The organism is Ruegeria profundi, assembly GCF_020171505.1.
Classification (GTDB): Bacteria; Pseudomonadota; Alphaproteobacteria; order Rhodobacterales; family Rhodobacteraceae; genus Ruegeria; species Ruegeria profundi.
On record NZ_JAIUZS010000005.1, the window covers coordinates 327,403 to 343,578 of the forward strand.

The window sequence follows — 16,176 nt, forward strand, 5'->3', positions numbered from 1 at the left end:
ATCTTATTGTAAAATGTCGCATATAGAGGATGGCATGTTCGACGAAACCCGAGGCGTACGCAAGAAAATCGCAGTAGTAGGTGCAGGTATCTCCGGTCTGTCGGCTGCTTACTATCTTTCAGAAAACAACGATGTGACCGTATTTGAGGCCGAGCCGCGCCTTGGCGGACACGCGCGCACTGTGCTTGCTGGCAAGAACGGTGATCAGCCGGTCGATACCGGTTTTATTGTGTTCAACTATGCCACCTATCCGTATCTGACGCGTTTGTTCGACGAACTGAACGTGCCGCTCATCAAATCTGAAATGAGCTTTGGGGCCACGATTGACAATGGCCGCATCGAGTACGGTCTGAACAACTTGCGTACCCTGACGGCGCAGAAACGCAACCTTGCGCGGCCGGCCTATTACAAGATGATTGCGGACATTGTACGGTTCGGAAAAGAAGCCCCCGAGGCCGCCAAGGATGATGACACCACGATCGGAGAGCTGGTCGATCAGCTTCGCCTTGGGTATTGGTTCCGCCACAATTACCTGATGCCCATGTGCGGTGCTATCTGGTCCACCCCAGTGGAGTTTGTCGACCAGTTCCCAGCCCGCTCTTTGGTGCAGTTCTTCCGCAATCATGCCCTGTTGGCGAGCGGACGGGCCAATCAGCATCAGTGGTACACGGTCAAAGGCGGGAGTATCGAATATGTCCGCCGGATTGATGCTGCTTTGCGGGCGCGTGGCAGTGAAATACGCCTGGCCTGCCCGGTTGATCACATTCACCGGGACGATACCGGCGTGACGGTACACAGCCAGGGACAGGCTGATCTGTTCGATGAGATCATACTAGCCACCCATTCCGATCAATCGCTGTCGATTCTAGGTGAGGCCGCAACGGATGCAGAAAAGGCCGCATTAGGGTCTATCCGTTATCAGCCCAACACCGCAATTTTGCACTGTGACCCGGGCCAGATGCCACGGCGGCGCGCCTGCTGGTCAAGCTGGACCTATCGGTCACAAGCCGGAAACGTCGGCGTGACATATTGGATGAACCGGCTACAGAACATTCCGGACAGCGACCCGCTGTTCGTGACGCTGAACGCGTCATCGGAAATTCCCGCGGATAAAATCTATGACAAGGTCGAATTTGCCCATCCGGTATTCGACAAAGCCGCCCTGAAAGCCCAGGGGCAAATCCGCGAGATGCAGGGACAGAACCGAACTTGGTTTGCCGGTGCCTACAATCGGCACGGCTTTCACGAAGATGGGATTGCCAGCGCGATGCATGTTGTTGAGCGTCTGAATGGCACCCCGCAAACACTCGGAGCTGACAATGGAACGCTTGAAAAAGACCCGGTCATTCCTGCATAGGCTGATACCTGACGCTTGCCGTACGGTGCTGGTTTCCTTGGTGATACTGGCTCCGGGCGGGCTTGCTGCGTCTCCTATCAATCAGACGCTTTCTGACGCGCAGCTCAAGGGCAGCGCGACGTTTCGATTTTTGGGTGTACCGGTTTACGACGCCAAGCTTTTCACCTCGCAGGGTGACGCGTTCAATTGGAATGAAGATTTTGGGATTCAACTGACCTACCGAAAGAACCTGAAACAAAAAGCCCTGGTCGAGTCGACACTGGATGAGATGGCGCGCCAGGGCAACCCTGCGCCCACCGCAGGTCAATTGGAGCAGTGCTTCCAAGGCGTCAGCCGGGGCGACAATTACGTCGCCATCTCGGAAGGTGCGAACCAGGTTGGATTTTGGCGCAACGGCCAAAAAACCTGCACCCTGGCCTACCCGGGGGCCAAGCGGGCCTTCATGTCCATCTTCCTTGGCAATGACACAAGATCAGCCAGCTTCACCCGGCAATTGAAAGGCCAGTGATGCTTTACCCCCGGGTCAGCCTATACGCCCTGATGTTGGCGGCAGCAGGTATTCCGCTGTATATTCATTTGCCGCGATTTGCCGCCGTTAATCTGGGTATCGGATTGGCTGTGATCGGTACCGTTCTGCTGGTAATCCGACTGGTCGATCTGGTGCAGGATCCGCTTATCGGTTGGGCCATCGACCGTTGGCCGCGCGCGCAAGCCCTGTTTGCTGCTGTCGCTGCGTTTGGACTGGCGCTGGGTTTTCCCTTGCTGTTTGGTTTACCCGAGGGGGCAAGTATCGCTGCATTAGTGTCTGTTTTGATCCTCTTGTTCTCGGCCTACAGCGTGGGCACCATATTGTTGTATGGCCGAAGCGCGACCTTGGCAAAACGCACTGACCCGAAGGAACTTATGACACTGGCCGCCTGGCGGGAAGGTGGACAATTGACCGGAGTTGTTCTTGCTGCCAGCGCTCCGACCTTGTTCGTGGCATTGGGGGCCAGCGCACAAGGCTATCCCGCGTTTGGCCTGTTTCTAGGATTGCTGGCGATCTTCACCCTGATCATGACGCTTCCGATGTGGCGTCGCGCACCGATCACCGGCGAGGGGTTGTCATTTTCGGGGCTTGGTCAAGCCGGCGCGCTGCGCCTTTTGTTTCTGGCGCTGATTAACAGCCTGCCAGTCGCCATCACATCAACTCTGTTTCTGTTCTTTGTGGAAGACCGCCTGCAACTGCCCGGCAAGGCCGGACCGTTGCTGATCCTGTTTTTCCTAAGCGCCGGGGCGACCGTGCCGCTCTGGGCCAAACTCAGCAACCGAATTGGTGCGAAACAGACCTTGATGATTGCCATGCCACTGTCGATCGCCGGTTTTGTCGGCGCAGCGATGTTGTCGGCGGGGGACCTGACAGGCTTTGCACTGATCTGCTTCGCCTCGGGTGCCGCGCTTGGGGCGGATATGGTAGTGCTGCCTGCCATGTTTTCAGTCGTGCTGACGCGTGCAGGACTGAACGCCTCGGCCGCGTTTGGCATCTGGTCATTTGCAGGCAAGCTGGGCCTTGCGCTTGCTGCCTTTTTCACCTTGCCGCTGCTGGAACGCAGTGGATTCAATCCGGGGCAAGCGAATTCCGCCGAAGCTTTGCGGACACTCACCATCGCATATGCCGTACTGCCCTGCATCCTGAAACTTGGCGCGTTCGGGTTGGTCCTGACGTTGCCCACGGAGGTTACAGCCAAATGAATACGCTTGTTGTTTTCTTGCTCGCAATCCTCGGTCTTCTAGTTGCCAAGAACCGTTTCCTGAGCTTCAGATCGCAATCACCCAACGATTACTCCGGCACCGGCCCTGAGTTCAGAATGAAAGAGGTTCTGAACGGCGAAATACTGTCCGAAGGCTTGATCTATGGGCCCAATGGCAAAATGTCGAACAGTTTCGTCGCCCGCATGGTTGGGGAATGGAACGGAAAAACCGGTACACTGGCCGAGTATTTCACCTATTCCAACGGCAAGAAAATGACACGGAAATGGCATCTGACGCTTGGGACCGGCAACACGTTTACCACCACGGCAGATGATATCGTGGGCGAAGGCAAAGGAACCATATCGGGTTCGACCGTCAAGCTAACCTACCGCATCATCCTGCCGCAGGACGCGGGCGGGCACACGCTTGATGTCACCGATTGGATGTATCTGACTGAAAATGGCGTGATCATGAACCGTTCAGAAATGCGCAAGTTTGGCCTCAAGGTTGCGGAACTGGTTGCTACAATGCGTCCGGCACCGGATACCAAAACCGCCCATGTCAGCGGTACCAACGGATATGACGCGGCAGCGGAGCAGAGGACCGTTCAATGATTGCACGCCGCGTTCTGATCCTGGGTTTTGCCATCGCGGGGCTTGCGGCTCTGGCCGCCTGTTCCGCGAAACCGCGCGTCCCCAAGACATTTCTGTCCGACCGGCAACTGAACCTTGAAGAGTTCTTTGAGGGAAAAACGGTTGCCTACGGTCAGTTTCAGGATGTTCTGGGCAATGTACCCCGCCGCTTTACTGTCGACATTGACGGAACCTGGGATGGCGAAACCCTGACCTTGGTCGAGGATTTCGTCTATGATGATGGTGCAACCGAACAACGCATCTGGACACTTACTAAAGCCGGCGAAGACTCCTGGACCGGTACTGCACCCGGCGTTCTGGGCACCGCCAGCGGGATCGAGCGTGGCGATACGTTCAATTGGAAATACAAAATCGACCTGCCGGTCAAAGACGGAACGATGCGCGTGAACTTCGACGATTGGATGTGGCTGCTGACGGATGATCGTCTGCTGAACCGCGCCTATGTCTCGCGCTTCGGGGTCCGTCTGGGCGAGGTTATCTTGTTTTTTGAAAAGAAATAGGCAGAAAAAAGGGCGGGTTAGAAAACCCGCCCTTCTACATATTCAGCTTAGGTCAACTTAGAAGTTGAACCGGACACCCAAGTCGGCACGGATAATACCGTCCTCATCGCCATCTTTGATCTCGCCGACACCGCCGCGCAGAGACGCGCCGCCACCCAGATCATAGATTGCGCCGGCACCGATGAAACGCTGGTCATCATCAGCCGAACCGTCACCGTATGCCAGTTCCAGCGTGGTCGCAGCACCTACGTTGTAGGCAACCGAGAAACCGTACGCCGTGCCGTCTTCGTCGTCATTTTCAACATCATCATCGGCCAAGAACAGTGTGCCGTAGAAATCTCCCATATCTACACCCAGGGTGAAGAGGGCCAGGCTTTCATCACCGCCAGTTGCGAGGTCGGTTTCACCGTAGAGCAACGATGCAGTAATGATGTCGTTAAAAGTGTAGCTCGCGCCGACGTCCCAACGGTCTGCACTGTCTTTTCCGCCGTTAACAGCAATCGTATTTTGGTCATACGATCCGTATACGGACAAATCACCGACGCTATATTTGACAAATACAGCGTTCGCGCCAGAGCCGGTCGAGGTGTACTCGAGGAAGCTGTAGTTCACGCCCGAATACTGCCCCAGGAAGTCTTCCAGGCCGATTTCGGTGCCGAAATAGTCGTCCAAGTTGTCGAACGAACCAGCAACGTTACCAGCGTCAACACGCAAACCACCGTAGATGACTGAGAAGCGAGCGCCGTTCAGACCAGCCTTTTGCTGTTCGCCGGTCGAAGGGGTGTCGTCGGCTTGCAAGCGAACACGAGCCTCAAAGCGAACGCCACTGTCCGTCTCGGTGTAGCCGTCAATGCTCAGGCGGAACCGCGATATCAGGGCGGTGTTATCGGTATCGACAGTGGCGGTATCAGTGGACGTGATTACGCCGCCAACTGTGTTGAAGTTTTCGACGGTGCCGGTACGGTCTTCGACGTAGCCAAGACCAAAACGAGCGTAGCCGCCAAATTTGACGCCGGATTCAGCCGCTGCAACGTTTGCAGTCGCCATCAGAGCGGCCGATGCAATGAGAATCTTTTTCATGGTAGTTCCATTTACTTTGAGAGGAGTCGCCACAGAGCGTGACGGACTGCCTAATCGAACAAACTCGATGGTCAGGCAACCGCACGGGAATTGTTGAACGTCTCGGCGCGAAACCTGCGTTGCACCTTTGCATACGGCCTAAGACGAGAAATTATCTTAATTGTTTATTTTCAATTACTTGATGGATTTCACGATCTTTTAACAAGAAGTTGAATGCAGAAAAACGGTCATTGGTCTTTAAATTTACAAAACAATAACATTTGGCTCATCGCTCGCGTTTTCGTCGAAAAAAAACACATCTGCGCGAGGAAAGAACCGCCCCAACCAAAGGCGGAAGCTATGTCGAATCAGTTTGAGACCGGCGCGTCCGATTAGTTGCTGGAATACACAAAGGACAGCTTGCGGCTCACGCCTCCTGGTGGTTTCGGAAAGGGTGAGGCCGCGCGCACCTGCGCCTTGGCGGCGCGCTCGACATCCGGTGTCCCGTTGCTGTCTACGACATCAACCCACGCAAGGGTTCCGTCCGGATTGATTTCAAAAAATACTTTCGCAAACCCGCGTGCCGCCGTGTAGACGATCGGCGCGCGGTTCAGGTGAACCAGAACCCGCCCGGCGTAATTGGTTCTGTCCGAGTTTCCAGGTCCACGCCCGCCAGACCGGGTTCCGCTATCGCCCGAGGTGAATGTATCGACACCCCGGCGCCTGTAGGTGGTCAGAGGAGACTCGATTTCACGGGACGGGAACCGAAGGGCACTAAAATCTCGGGCTCCGTTCAGTGTTCCTTGTCGGTCAGGCTGCGAAGGGCGATCCAAACGCGGCGGGCGGATCGAAGAGGTTACGGCCAGCTCTGAGCTTTCAGTGTTCTCGGATGTATCTGGCACTGGCTCGACCGGCGTTGCGGCAATTTCGGCCTCCTCCGTTTCGCTTTCCAACGGAACAACGGGAACGACCGATGGCACGGTTTCGTCGGTCGGGTCCGGCAGGGCGGCAAGCTGTTCGGTCTCAGCAGGTTGGGATGCGACGGGGACCTCATTGACCGGCTCGGTAGCTTCGGGGGTGCCCTCGGGTGGTTCAACAGCCTCGGCGGTCTCGGGCGGTGTCTCGTCTGCGTCGTCACTGGCGCTCTGGTCACCGTCGGTGGTGTTTTCGGATTCGGGAGTGTCAGCCTCGACCGGCTCGGGTGCGACAGGCTGCAAAACCTCCGAGGTACCTGTATCCGGCGCAAATGTGCGCTGTGGATTGTCCGAGGCCACGTGAACCTCGCTGGTCGGAATCTCAGCGGGTTCGGGCGCGGGTTCGGGCGATTCGTCGACAGGCGGTTCAGGTGCTTCCACCGGTTGCGGTTCAACCGGTTCCGCAACAGCGTCGACCAGATCCTCAAAGCTGTTTCCAAGTTCAACCTTGTCTGGCGCATCGCTAGCGGTTGACTGGTCTGCCAATCTGGGCGCGGTCAGACTTAGCCCCATCAGGTGCAGCAGCAACGACAGCAGAGCAGCAAAGCCCGCAACGATCACGGACCCCCGGATCATTCCAGTGCCTTTTCAGTGACCACAAACACCGATGTTGCTCCAAGTCGGCGCAGCGCGCCTGTCACCTCCATCAGGCGGGCACCTGATGCGTCACGATCAGGAACGATACGCACCGGTCCGGGGTCGCGCCCAGCCATATAGGCTTCGGGGTCTACTGGCGTGCCCCGAAAGCTGAGCCGCCCATCCCGATGCAGCACCAGCGCGTCGGGCGGCTCGCGCCCCTCGAGCTCGGATGTGTCGACAAGATTCAGGTCAGGGTCCAAAGGCGTGGCCACCGTGCCCGCGATCAAGAAAAAGATCAGCATCAGAAACACGACATTGATCAGCGCAATAGTCGAGTCGCGTTTGCGGCGGGGGCGGCTATAGCGGATCATTCCAGCACCAAGACACTCAGACCTTCACGCCCGCGCAGCAGAACCAGCACGTCCACCAACCTCTGTGCCGTTGTGTCGGGATCAAGGTCGATCAAAACCTGACCTGTTGTCACCTGCGCCGTCAGGTCGTCCAGTGTTACCGGCGCACCGTTCAGAACCAGCCTGTCAGCCCCCAACTGAACAAACGCCCGGTCCTGAGGCACGTCAGACGTCGCGCCACCGGCTGTCGCGTTGCTCAACTCAATCTCACCATATTTGGAAAAGGTTGAGGTCAGCATAAAAAACAACAACAGCAGGAAGATCACGTCGATGAGCGGCGTCATCGCCAGCGGCCGTCTGACAAAGGGTGCGATGTTACGCATGTCCGGGCGTGGTCGCCATGCTGTGCGCGTCTTCGGTCAACGGGATCGCTTGCCCCGGCACCAGAACGGTGCGCAACGCCTTATCGGCAAAAACCCGTTCGCGCGCGGTGCGGCTTTCGAACCAGGACAACACCATCGAGGTTGGCATCGCCACGGCAAGCCCCACAGCGGTCGTTACCAGCGCCACCCATATACCCCCTGCCAACAGAGACGGATCAACCGAGGAGCCTGCAGCTTGCAGGCTTCGAAACGCTTCGATCATGCCCAACACGGTTCCAAACAAACCCAGCAAGGGCGCCAGTTGCGCGACCGTGTCCAGCAGGCGAAAGCCACGTTCAAGCCCGGCCAGCGCCAACCCCGCCTCAGCGTCCAATCGCTGATCCAAACCGGGCGTGTCGGGCGCATCCATTGCAACACCGACCAGCGGCGCAAGATAGCTGTGGCTTTCTGCCAACCGCGCGCGGGCGGTCTGTTTGTCCCCGGCATCCCAGGCTTGCAGCGCCTGCGATAGCACCCGGTGCCGCCCCACGCCTGATGCGGCGAACTGCCAAAGCTTGTAAAACGTGACGGCCAGCGTCACCACGGACATCGCGATCAGGACTGCCACCACCGGCCCGCCCAGGGCAAGGATTTCGCGCAGGGCGTCAAGAAAACTCATCCCAAAAGCTCCACTTCTGTACGGCTGTTCAGGGTCGGTGTTTCGTCGCAGATATCGCTTTCTGCGCCTTCGACGGTACAGCCGCTTAACCCATTTATCAGAACGCGCCCGAGGTTTTCACAGGACAGGCCGCGCACATCGAACTGGCGCACGCGCGGACGCTGCGCCGGGAGATCCCTGAACCCAAAAAGGGTCAGGCGTTCAAACACACCCGAGGCATCGAAGATCACCACCTGGTAATCGGCAGTATCAATCGCGGTTTCAGTTTCGTTTTCGACCAGAAAAGTCAGCCGACAGGCACCTTCGACAGTTTCTACTGCATTCAGCTCAATCATTAGCCCCGACGCATCTTGCGTGGATTGAGCTTGAACCGCAAAAGGCAGCGCGCAGAAAAGAGCTGCAAACACCGGACGACGATACTTCATGAATGCGCTCCTGGTTAATTGCGTCAGACTAAGCTCTGACGGCGCTGCAACCGTCTTATCCAAGACCGCTGGGGCGCGAAAGGGTTGCCGCTGCCTATATGATAAAGAGCGATTTTTGGTCCGTTCAACCCTTTCAGGGCAGCAGGGTCTGCGATGAAAAATGTCACTGAGACGGTTCAGGACTTCCCGCGTTAACCATGGCGCAGGCCACCAGCCACTCCAACGCGTTGGACTTCACCCCATGTTCAGAGCAAATTGCGATGCTTTGGCTTTCGAAAATCTGCGCATAAATCGGCCAGTCGTCTTGATTGGGTGGGTAAATCGCACCCGACGTCTTGCGCTCTTCCCATTGGTGAAGCTTGCCACCTGCGACGCCAAAGCTGATCTGCCCGGGTATCGGAGGTTTGCCGTTTTCATCCGTCATCAGCGGGTCGGCGAAGTCCCGGTGTCCCAACCCCTGCACAAAGCTCGTGTTCGACGGATTGCAACCCAGGCCGAACCACATCCCTTCGGTCACGGCATCCGACATTTCCGGTGACAACTGCTTGTCCATCGAGAAGAACATCGCGATTTCTCCGGCCCGCCAGTTGGATCCGGGACCAAACCGCAGCCACCCCCGCCCCCACGGATAGGTGTCGGTATTGTGCAGGCCGAAATCAGCCCCCATGCGTTCCGAGCGTCTGGCGCGATACCCGATCCAGCCTTCGATTGCGTCAACGATTTCCGTATCTGCCAGCCTCCCCTGCCGCGCCGCCAGCACGTATTCGAGGTAAGCGTGGGAGTATATTCCCCTTTTGACCCCCTCTGCCGGGGACTCGGCCCGTGGTACAAAGGGGTTGTGCGCTTCGAACACATCGCGGGCCGCTGTATCGCCGCTGGCCCGATATACAACTGCGGCCGAGGCCACGCGCGACCGATTGATGACTTCGACCGCCTCGGGGTCGCGCGGTTCGGCAGTGTCGGAGAGAAAATCCTGTTCTGCCCAGTGCCAGGCCCGCGTGGCTTCTTGTATCAAGGCGTCGCCCAGTGCGGAATCTCCGCAAACCTGTTTGATGACATGACCCAGCTTTGCCGCGCTCAGCGCGAAATTGAATGCGGCCCAATCCTCGGGGGCGTAGGCATAGGTCAGTTGCACGGGGTTCCATGACACCGATCCGAAAATGCCTGGATTGGAATACTCCACGCCACCTATAATCGCCCCGTCTTCACCCTGAGTTCTACGCCACAATGAGATGCCCCATAGCGCTTCGTGTATAAGGTCAGGCAAAACAGTCATCCCGTCGCCGCGATCAGTCGCGTCCTTGCGCGCCTTTACATCAGGATGAGCGAACGGCTTGCCACTTTCGGGCAGGTTCAGGTGTAGCGCGCGGGTATAGTCGAAAGCCTCGATGATATTGGCCATGTGATAGACGACATCCATGTGCTGAATGCGCCGATCCCAGTCCCCGGCGTCATGCCATCCACCCCAGGCATCGGGATTGTCCTGCGCGCGTGCCGATACAGGAATACTGTCAAAACCAGTCACGCCTACGGGCTGTTCAGACAAAAGCCCACTTGCCCCGGCCTTGCCATACCCTTCACCGGTGCTGCCCAAGCGGATATCGGTTTGCCAGACTGTCAGGCCATCCTCGGGGTGGCCGTTGCGCGGACGGGTCCGGCCTTCGCCGAAGGGTTCGGCGATCTCGCACCCCGACCTTTGATGAAAATACCAACGTGCCGCAAGTCGCAGCGTTTCCACATAGGGCGCGGCTGAGACCCGGAATGGAAACGACCGACCGAAACCGTCGACCTGAAGGATGAATTCTCCGTCCTCGTCTAGGTCCGAAAAATCCGCCTCGTATATGTCGCAGCCATTGAAATTCTGACCGTTCCGATGCGGCTCGGACGCGGGTTTGGCAAGGGTCAGTCTGCCGGTGCGAACCGTCGCGCCGTCTGCGGTTGAAAGAACTGCCCATTCGGTATTCTGGGACAAAATTGCATCGGTGCTGCCCGGTTGACCCACATTGTTGTGCCCCCACCATGCCCCGATATACGCTTTTTTAGGACCATTCAGCGGATAACCTGCGTGACACACATGCAGCGCCTCGTTGAAGACTTCGGGCGACTTGCGCTGACTGACCGCTGGCACCGATGGCCCCTCAAGCACAACCACGGCGCCTTCCGGTATGGCACGATCCAGCGTCAGGGTCAGGTTGTGCCGCTTGGTGCTTTCCCACTTGCGTTTGGCAACTGCTCTTGTGCGGATCGGGACAGATTTGCGATAGAGCGACACGACATACGCCGGACTTCCATCAATAGTGACGCGCCATTGGTCGGGCTGATCAACAGGGATATGCTTAAGAAACGCTCCTGTGGTCATCTGGAACCCAGACCGCCGGGTATCGCTGATGACCCTCGGCCATTCGGTAAAACCCTGCGGCAGCGTGGTATTAGCAAAACCCGAGAAATACCCTTCTACACCGTTGAGTTGCCCGAGCGATCCAAAACTATCCGTCGGATCGGGGTACCACGCCCGGTCATCCCGCTGGGTTACCGGAATCACAGGCGAGATTTCAAACAACGTATCAATGACGGTCAGCTGAACGATGTCCTCACCAACGAACCCGACCACGCCATCGGTTTCAGGCTCGGCCAGGGCCATCTGGTTCAGAAACGGAACAGATACAGCAAGCGCAGTGCCCTGCAGCAAAACCGCACGTCGGGATATCCTCATTTGTCAGTGCCTCCCTTCGCTTTTACCGGGTGTAACGGTCCCTTGATTTGCACGACGGTCCAAACTCTGCAGGAACCGCCAGATCAGTTTTGGTCGCAGCAGGCTATCGGGATAAAGAACCGCGCCGCACAGGCCTTCGAACACAGCGGTCGACTTGCGCCCATATTGGAATTGGTTGCGAACGCCTGACCAAAAGATATCAATCTGACGCTTACGCAAAAGTCGACGAAGCCGAGACCCATACCGCGCCTTCATATCCGCATTGGCCGCAACCTTCTGAATGCTGGGCACACGGCGGGCAAAAACGGACCCACGCGCCTGATGATTGGCCCCGCTGGCCACCTGACGGTAGCGCAGCAGCGGCGGCCCGTCGACCACGGCGAACTCTCCCAGCAACGCGAGACGGCACCAGAACTCCCAATCTTCGCCTTTTACCAGGCTTTCGTCATATCCGCCTACCCGCTTTGCGCTGTCAGTGCGAAGCGCCAGAGCACCGCCATTGACCACGAAATTCTTGCACAGCAGCGCGTCCAGTTGATCCTGAGCAGGAACCAGTGACCTGTTATCCGTGCCACGCATGATATGGCCGTCGACAGCCATACGCTGCACACCGGCCAGCGCACCAACCGCTTCGGTGCGTGTCAGCGTGTCGTAGTAGCGCTGCAACGCTTCGGGGTGCAGCAGATCGTCAGCATCAAGAAACAAGACAAAGGGTGCTTTCGCTAGTGTTAGACCCAGATTTCGCGCTGCGCTGACACCCTTTGACGGGCCCTGCACCACGCAAAAACGGACGTCGCGCTGGGTAAAGTCTTCAATGATGCGGCCCGTTCTGTCAGTCGAGCCATCATCGATGCAGATCACCTCGAATGCCCTAAAGCTCTGAGCGCTGACGCTATCCAGCGTTTCAGCGATGTACGGCTCCATGTTTCGGGCCGGGATGATGATCGAAAACGTGGTGTGCTGCATGTTATCGGCCTCCGACCCGGTCGACCTTTACGGCTGAGTTGCTGTATTCAGAGAACTCAAAACGCAACAAGCCGGCCATCATGCCAGCGCCCCGAAATATTTCCAGCAGGCCGCGATACCACCTGGCCTGTGAGCCGAAGCCCAGACACAGGCACATCGCGCACCCCCACCCCAGGGCGCCAAGGCTTTTGACCACCCGCATCCCAACAGCCTTACGCCGGATCAGGGCAATGCGGCTCAGCGTGTTGCCCTTGCGAAACCAACGCCGCCCCAGCCACCGGATCGTGGTGCGGTTTTCGGGAACGTCATCCCAGACCAGAGCATCTGCCGCCGCGCGGATCGTGCCACCACCGTCGCGCAGACGAGTAAAGAACTCTTCGTCCTCTCCGCCCGTGATGTTGAAACGCGGATCGAAACGCAGCCCCCGGTCGCGGATGACGGCAGACCGCACCATCGAATTGTTGGTCGCCGCCGACACCAATTCCGCCCCTTGATCATAGGGTCCCATGCGAAACAGGTTCAAGGCATCAACCCAGTCCGGCGGGGCTTGCCTATAGCGCGGCTCAACCGGGCCCTGAACTGCCACGGTGTCGGGCAGGCGCATGGTTTTGAGCATTTCTGCCAGCCAGATTTGCGAAACCTCTTCGTCATCGTCGAGGAAAGCAACAAAATCGGCATCTTGGGGCACTTCGGACAAGGTGCGATTCCGGGCCGCCACGATGCCGCGCGTCGGCTCGGTCACATAGATCACCGGCCAGTTCGACAAGCTTTGGATATCCCCCAACGTGGCTTGAGCCGTGGCATCGGGCGCGTTGTCGGCGATCACCAGTGTCACCTGCACCTGTTCATCGCTGATGGTTTGCGCGTTCAGGCTTTCGATCAAAGCCCGCAGGCCCAGCGGACGCAGATACGTCGCGACGCAAATGGCCACATGCGGGCCGGGTTGTATTCTGCGTTCACCGCTCATACCCGGCAAGCTCCAATGCGCGCCCTGCCAGCCTGTCAAACCGGGCTTTGTCTGCTTTCGACCATGCCGCCCAGCGCTTTACCGGATTAAAGTCCGACGCTTTTGACTGCGGCTGCCAACGCGCATCGTCTGAAGCATTTGACCGCGACGAACCGCGCACTGGCAATTGATCGACCCTATCCCAAGGGAAAACTTCGGGGTTTAGCCCAGTATGGGCCAGCATGTTCGTAACAAAAAGCTGCGAGTCCGCGACGATATCCTCATACCGCACCACCAACGCGTCTTCGGTCTCATTCACGCCGCCTTCGGCGAAGGTTGTTATGGCTTCGGTTCCAAGCCGCCACTCATCAGCCAACTGGCGAAAGGTTTTACGGGTCACAGAATACCGAGAAAAGGTATTGAGCGTTGAATCCACGACATCGCGCCCATCCCTGAGACACAGGATCAGTTTGGCGTCCGGGAAGATATACGGCGCGAGGGTCAGGTTATGCACATGCGGACACTTCAGCAGGATGTGCTTGCCCGGCGCCTGCGCCTGCAATTCCCGAAACCACGCCCCTGCCAACATCGCCAGCAGATCGTATTTCTCAAGAACCTCGCCGTTTCGCGGAAAATACCTTAGGAAATCCCGCCCAAACGCAGCTGCGTCATCCGCTGCATGCAATAATGGAAATTCATACAACCGTCCGGCATCCGCCGCCACATCCGGGTGCATAGCCACCAGATCACGTACGAAATTCGTGCCCGAGCGCGGCATGACCCCCAGCACGAGGATCGGAGCGTTGATCTTACCGCGTGCACCACGCGCCAAGGCTGCAAGGCGCGCGCCTTGTTCTGGTGAAATCGGTGGTAAGAAATCTTCGATGCTCAGAAACCGGGCACCGAGCAGACGCCGCGCGACGTGGCCCATCTGGTTGATGCGCATCTCTCCGAAGATCTGGGCGGCACGGTTCAATCGCATGGGTTAAACGCCGCCCTTCCGTTCGCGCCAAGTCTGCCAGGGCAATTCCGCACGGCCCGTGACCTGCGCCACAAACTCCATATCGGGCGTGAAGAGGTCAGTCAGCCTCTGCCGCGTTTCTGACGTTGGCGGCGCGATCTTTGTTTTCAGGTGCTCTTTGTTCATGGACAGCGCGTGTTTGAACCCCGGCAAAGCTTTCACCGTTCGTACTGCTTTACGCATCCCCAGCGAGCGCATCATGTCACCACCCCGGCGCAGGGTATGCTGTACAGCCGGGCTGCGGTAGGTGACGGTTTCGTGGTGGCGATCAGACAGCGACGCCGGATTCGGATCGGGTGCAATTGCAAGGTGACGACAGATCTGATCGTATGCCCGCTTGGGATTTTCAGAGATATCCTCGGAAAACAGCAACAACAGCGCGCTTCGGTCAAAACAGGCAAGCCAGTGTTCAAGGTTCGTTTTGTACTGGCTTTGCCGCGCATAGGCCGGGTTCCGCGCCAGAGCATCTTCGAACGAGATCGAGGATGCGATATGGCCTTTTCGGATTTCATGCAGATGGTTGGAATAGGCTCTTTCGACCGGGTCGCGCAGGATACAGATCAGCTTGAAGTCCTTGTTGTAGTCCCTTGCGCGCTGCGGGGCGTCCAGACTGAAGAAATATGTCGGAGAGCATTCGCCCTTGATCGTACCGGCGGGGCCATCAGCGAAACAACTTTCGTACCAGATGTAGCCCCGGTCATAATTTGCGGTAAAGAAGTTGAGCTCTTTGGTGTCGCCCATGGTCACGGCAGAATGCTCCGATAGGACATGGTGCAACCACGTCGTCGCAGCCTTCTGCGCACCGATTCCAATGAACTCGACCTTACTCACACCGAACCTTTCACAACACACCAACCAACCGGAGGCGGCGGCAAAACTCAAACTTATGGCAACTGTCTGCCCCTACCTGCGGCCAAAACGATTGGGAACGTCCTTGCGCAACACAATGCTGAGCGCATGAGGCAGGGTCCGCATGTATCTACGGGCCAGATGGCCCGGCCCTGTCGCGATGCGGTGCAACCACTCCAAGCCCAAGGTTTGCATCCATTCCGGCGCGCGCGCGTAATCGCCCACAATATAGTGGAAACACCCGCCACAAGTGACGATCCAGGCACAATGCGACAGTTTCGTTGCAATCCGTTCCGCAAAAAACTGTTCCTTTGGCTTGCCCAGCCCGACCCACAGGATATCCGCACCGCTGGCATTGATATCAGCCACGACCGCGTCTTCTTCGGAGGGATCAAAGTAACCATGTCGCCGTCCGGCAATGGTAAGGCCCGGATACATAAGGGCCAACTTTTCCGCACACTCGCGGTTGATCTCTTCAACCCCACCCAACAAATAAAAGCTCAGACCATTTTTTGCCGCAACCGTGGCCGCCGAGTGGATGAAATCCGTTGTTGCGGTTCGCTCGGGGATGCCAAGACGGCCATAGGATAAGCGGGACGCCCAGACAACAATCTGGCCATCCGCGTGGATAATATCGGCCAAATCCATTGTCTTGGCGAAGTGTTCATCGCTTGCATACAGCGAAATCGCCTGTGCGTTTGACGAAAAAACAGTTGTCGCACGATTGAGCTTACCGCACCGCCGCCGCTGCACGTCCTCAAGCATGACGTCTGTCAATTCGTTGGCACCCGCGATCGCAACTGGCATGCCCCCGACAAAAGCATGCGGCAGGCGCTTATCCAGAATCTTATTCATGTAAAAGCCAACTGGTCACAAAAAAACGAAAGTGTAAGCAGGTTAGCAGGCCCATCGATTCTTGCTAGGAAATTCATCGGTTCTGACCCGGATTGTTTCGAATAACATGTGTATTTGCGCGTTTCCTGTCAAACTTGCTTACTTTTCACCGTCAATT

Annotated in this window: 17 protein-coding genes; 5 read left to right on the plus strand and 12 right to left on the minus strand. The window is 57.4% G+C overall.

What is annotated here, in order from left to right; genetic code table 11:
• The first annotated feature begins 34 nt into the window (after positions 1-34).
• Genes LCM21_RS14115 through LCM21_RS14135 form a run of 5 tightly spaced genes read left to right on the plus strand, consistent with a single transcriptional unit; the run spans position 35 to position 4,241 of the window.
• Complete coding sequence (locus LCM21_RS14115) at positions 35-1,357, plus strand: NAD(P)/FAD-dependent oxidoreductase (protein WP_224891172.1); 1,323 nt, start codon at positions 35-37, stop codon at positions 1,355-1,357.
• On the plus strand, positions 1,320-1,865 hold the full coding sequence (locus LCM21_RS14120; protein ID WP_224891173.1) for a hypothetical protein: 546 nt from the start codon (positions 1,320-1,322) through the stop codon (positions 1,863-1,865). The genes LCM21_RS14115 and LCM21_RS14120 overlap by 38 nt, the downstream gene beginning before the upstream one ends.
• Positions 1,865-3,088, plus strand: a complete 1,224-nt coding sequence (locus LCM21_RS14125; RefSeq protein WP_224891215.1) for an MFS transporter — start codon at positions 1,865-1,867, stop codon at positions 3,086-3,088. The genes LCM21_RS14120 and LCM21_RS14125 overlap by 1 nt, the downstream gene beginning before the upstream one ends.
• Positions 3,085-3,702, plus strand: a complete 618-nt coding sequence (locus tag LCM21_RS14130; RefSeq protein WP_224891174.1) for a DUF3833 domain-containing protein — start codon at positions 3,085-3,087, stop codon at positions 3,700-3,702. Before LCM21_RS14125 ends, LCM21_RS14130 begins: the two co-directional genes overlap by 4 nt.
• The gene (locus LCM21_RS14135) at positions 3,699-4,241 is read left to right on the plus strand and encodes a DUF3833 domain-containing protein (protein ID WP_224891175.1); all 543 of its coding nucleotides are present in this window, start codon (positions 3,699-3,701) and stop codon (positions 4,239-4,241) included. Before LCM21_RS14130 ends, LCM21_RS14135 begins: the two co-directional genes overlap by 4 nt.
• A 57-nt stretch (positions 4,242-4,298) precedes the next feature.
• Here the strand turns inward: LCM21_RS14135 and LCM21_RS14140 are convergent, their stop codons facing one another.
• The 12 genes from LCM21_RS14140 to LCM21_RS14195 all read right to left on the minus strand — a co-directional run bounded on the left by LCM21_RS14140 (position 4,299) and on the right by LCM21_RS14195 (position 16,019).
• Positions 4,299-5,321 (minus strand): porin, encoded by a 1,023-nt coding sequence (locus LCM21_RS14140; protein ID WP_224891176.1) that lies wholly within the window; start codon positions 5,319-5,321, stop codon positions 4,299-4,301.
• A gap of 371 nt (positions 5,322-5,692) precedes the next feature.
• On the minus strand, positions 5,693-6,850 hold the full coding sequence (locus tag LCM21_RS14145; RefSeq protein WP_224891177.1) for an energy transducer TonB family protein: 1,158 nt from the start codon (positions 6,848-6,850) through the stop codon (positions 5,693-5,695).
• Positions 6,847-7,224, minus strand: a complete 378-nt coding sequence (locus tag LCM21_RS14150) for an ExbD/TolR family protein (RefSeq protein ID WP_224891178.1) — start codon at positions 7,222-7,224, stop codon at positions 6,847-6,849. Before LCM21_RS14150 ends, LCM21_RS14145 begins: the two co-directional genes overlap by 4 nt.
• Complete coding sequence (locus tag LCM21_RS14155; RefSeq protein ID WP_224891179.1) at positions 7,221-7,586, minus strand: ExbD/TolR family protein; 366 nt, start codon at positions 7,584-7,586, stop codon at positions 7,221-7,223. The genes LCM21_RS14150 and LCM21_RS14155 overlap by 4 nt, the downstream gene beginning before the upstream one ends.
• Complete coding sequence (locus LCM21_RS14160; RefSeq protein WP_224891180.1) at positions 7,579-8,244, minus strand: MotA/TolQ/ExbB proton channel family protein; 666 nt, start codon at positions 8,242-8,244, stop codon at positions 7,579-7,581. Before LCM21_RS14160 ends, LCM21_RS14155 begins: the two co-directional genes overlap by 8 nt.
• Positions 8,241-8,669 (minus strand): hypothetical protein, encoded by a 429-nt coding sequence (locus LCM21_RS14165; protein ID WP_224891181.1) that lies wholly within the window; start codon positions 8,667-8,669, stop codon positions 8,241-8,243. The genes LCM21_RS14160 and LCM21_RS14165 overlap by 4 nt, the downstream gene beginning before the upstream one ends.
• Before the next feature lie 163 nt (positions 8,670-8,832).
• The gene (locus tag LCM21_RS14170; RefSeq protein WP_224891182.1) at positions 8,833-11,382 is read right to left on the minus strand and encodes a glycoside hydrolase family 9 protein; all 2,550 of its coding nucleotides are present in this window, start codon (positions 11,380-11,382) and stop codon (positions 8,833-8,835) included.
• 3 nt (positions 11,383-11,385) lie between these two features.
• Complete coding sequence (locus tag LCM21_RS14175) at positions 11,386-12,348, minus strand: glycosyltransferase family 2 protein (protein ID WP_224891183.1); 963 nt, start codon at positions 12,346-12,348, stop codon at positions 11,386-11,388.
• A gap of 1 nt (position 12,349) precedes the next feature.
• Positions 12,350-13,315 carry a glycosyltransferase family 2 protein gene (locus LCM21_RS14180; RefSeq protein WP_224891184.1) on the minus strand — a complete coding sequence of 322 codons (966 nt, stop codon included), beginning with the start codon at positions 13,313-13,315 and terminating at the stop codon, positions 12,350-12,352.
• Positions 13,305-14,276, minus strand: coding sequence for a sulfotransferase family protein (locus LCM21_RS14185; RefSeq protein WP_224891185.1), 972 nt, complete (start codon positions 14,274-14,276; stop codon positions 13,305-13,307). The genes LCM21_RS14180 and LCM21_RS14185 overlap by 11 nt, the downstream gene beginning before the upstream one ends.
• 3 nt (positions 14,277-14,279) lie before the next feature.
• A complete protein-coding gene (locus LCM21_RS14190; protein ID WP_224891186.1) occupies positions 14,280-15,146 on the minus strand; it encodes a sulfotransferase domain-containing protein in 867 nt (288 codons plus the stop codon).
• A gap of 72 nt (positions 15,147-15,218) precedes the next feature.
• The gene (locus LCM21_RS14195; protein ID WP_068336481.1) at positions 15,219-16,019 is read right to left on the minus strand and encodes a WecB/TagA/CpsF family glycosyltransferase; all 801 of its coding nucleotides are present in this window, start codon (positions 16,017-16,019) and stop codon (positions 15,219-15,221) included.
• Positions 16,020-16,176: the final 157 nt, after the last annotated feature.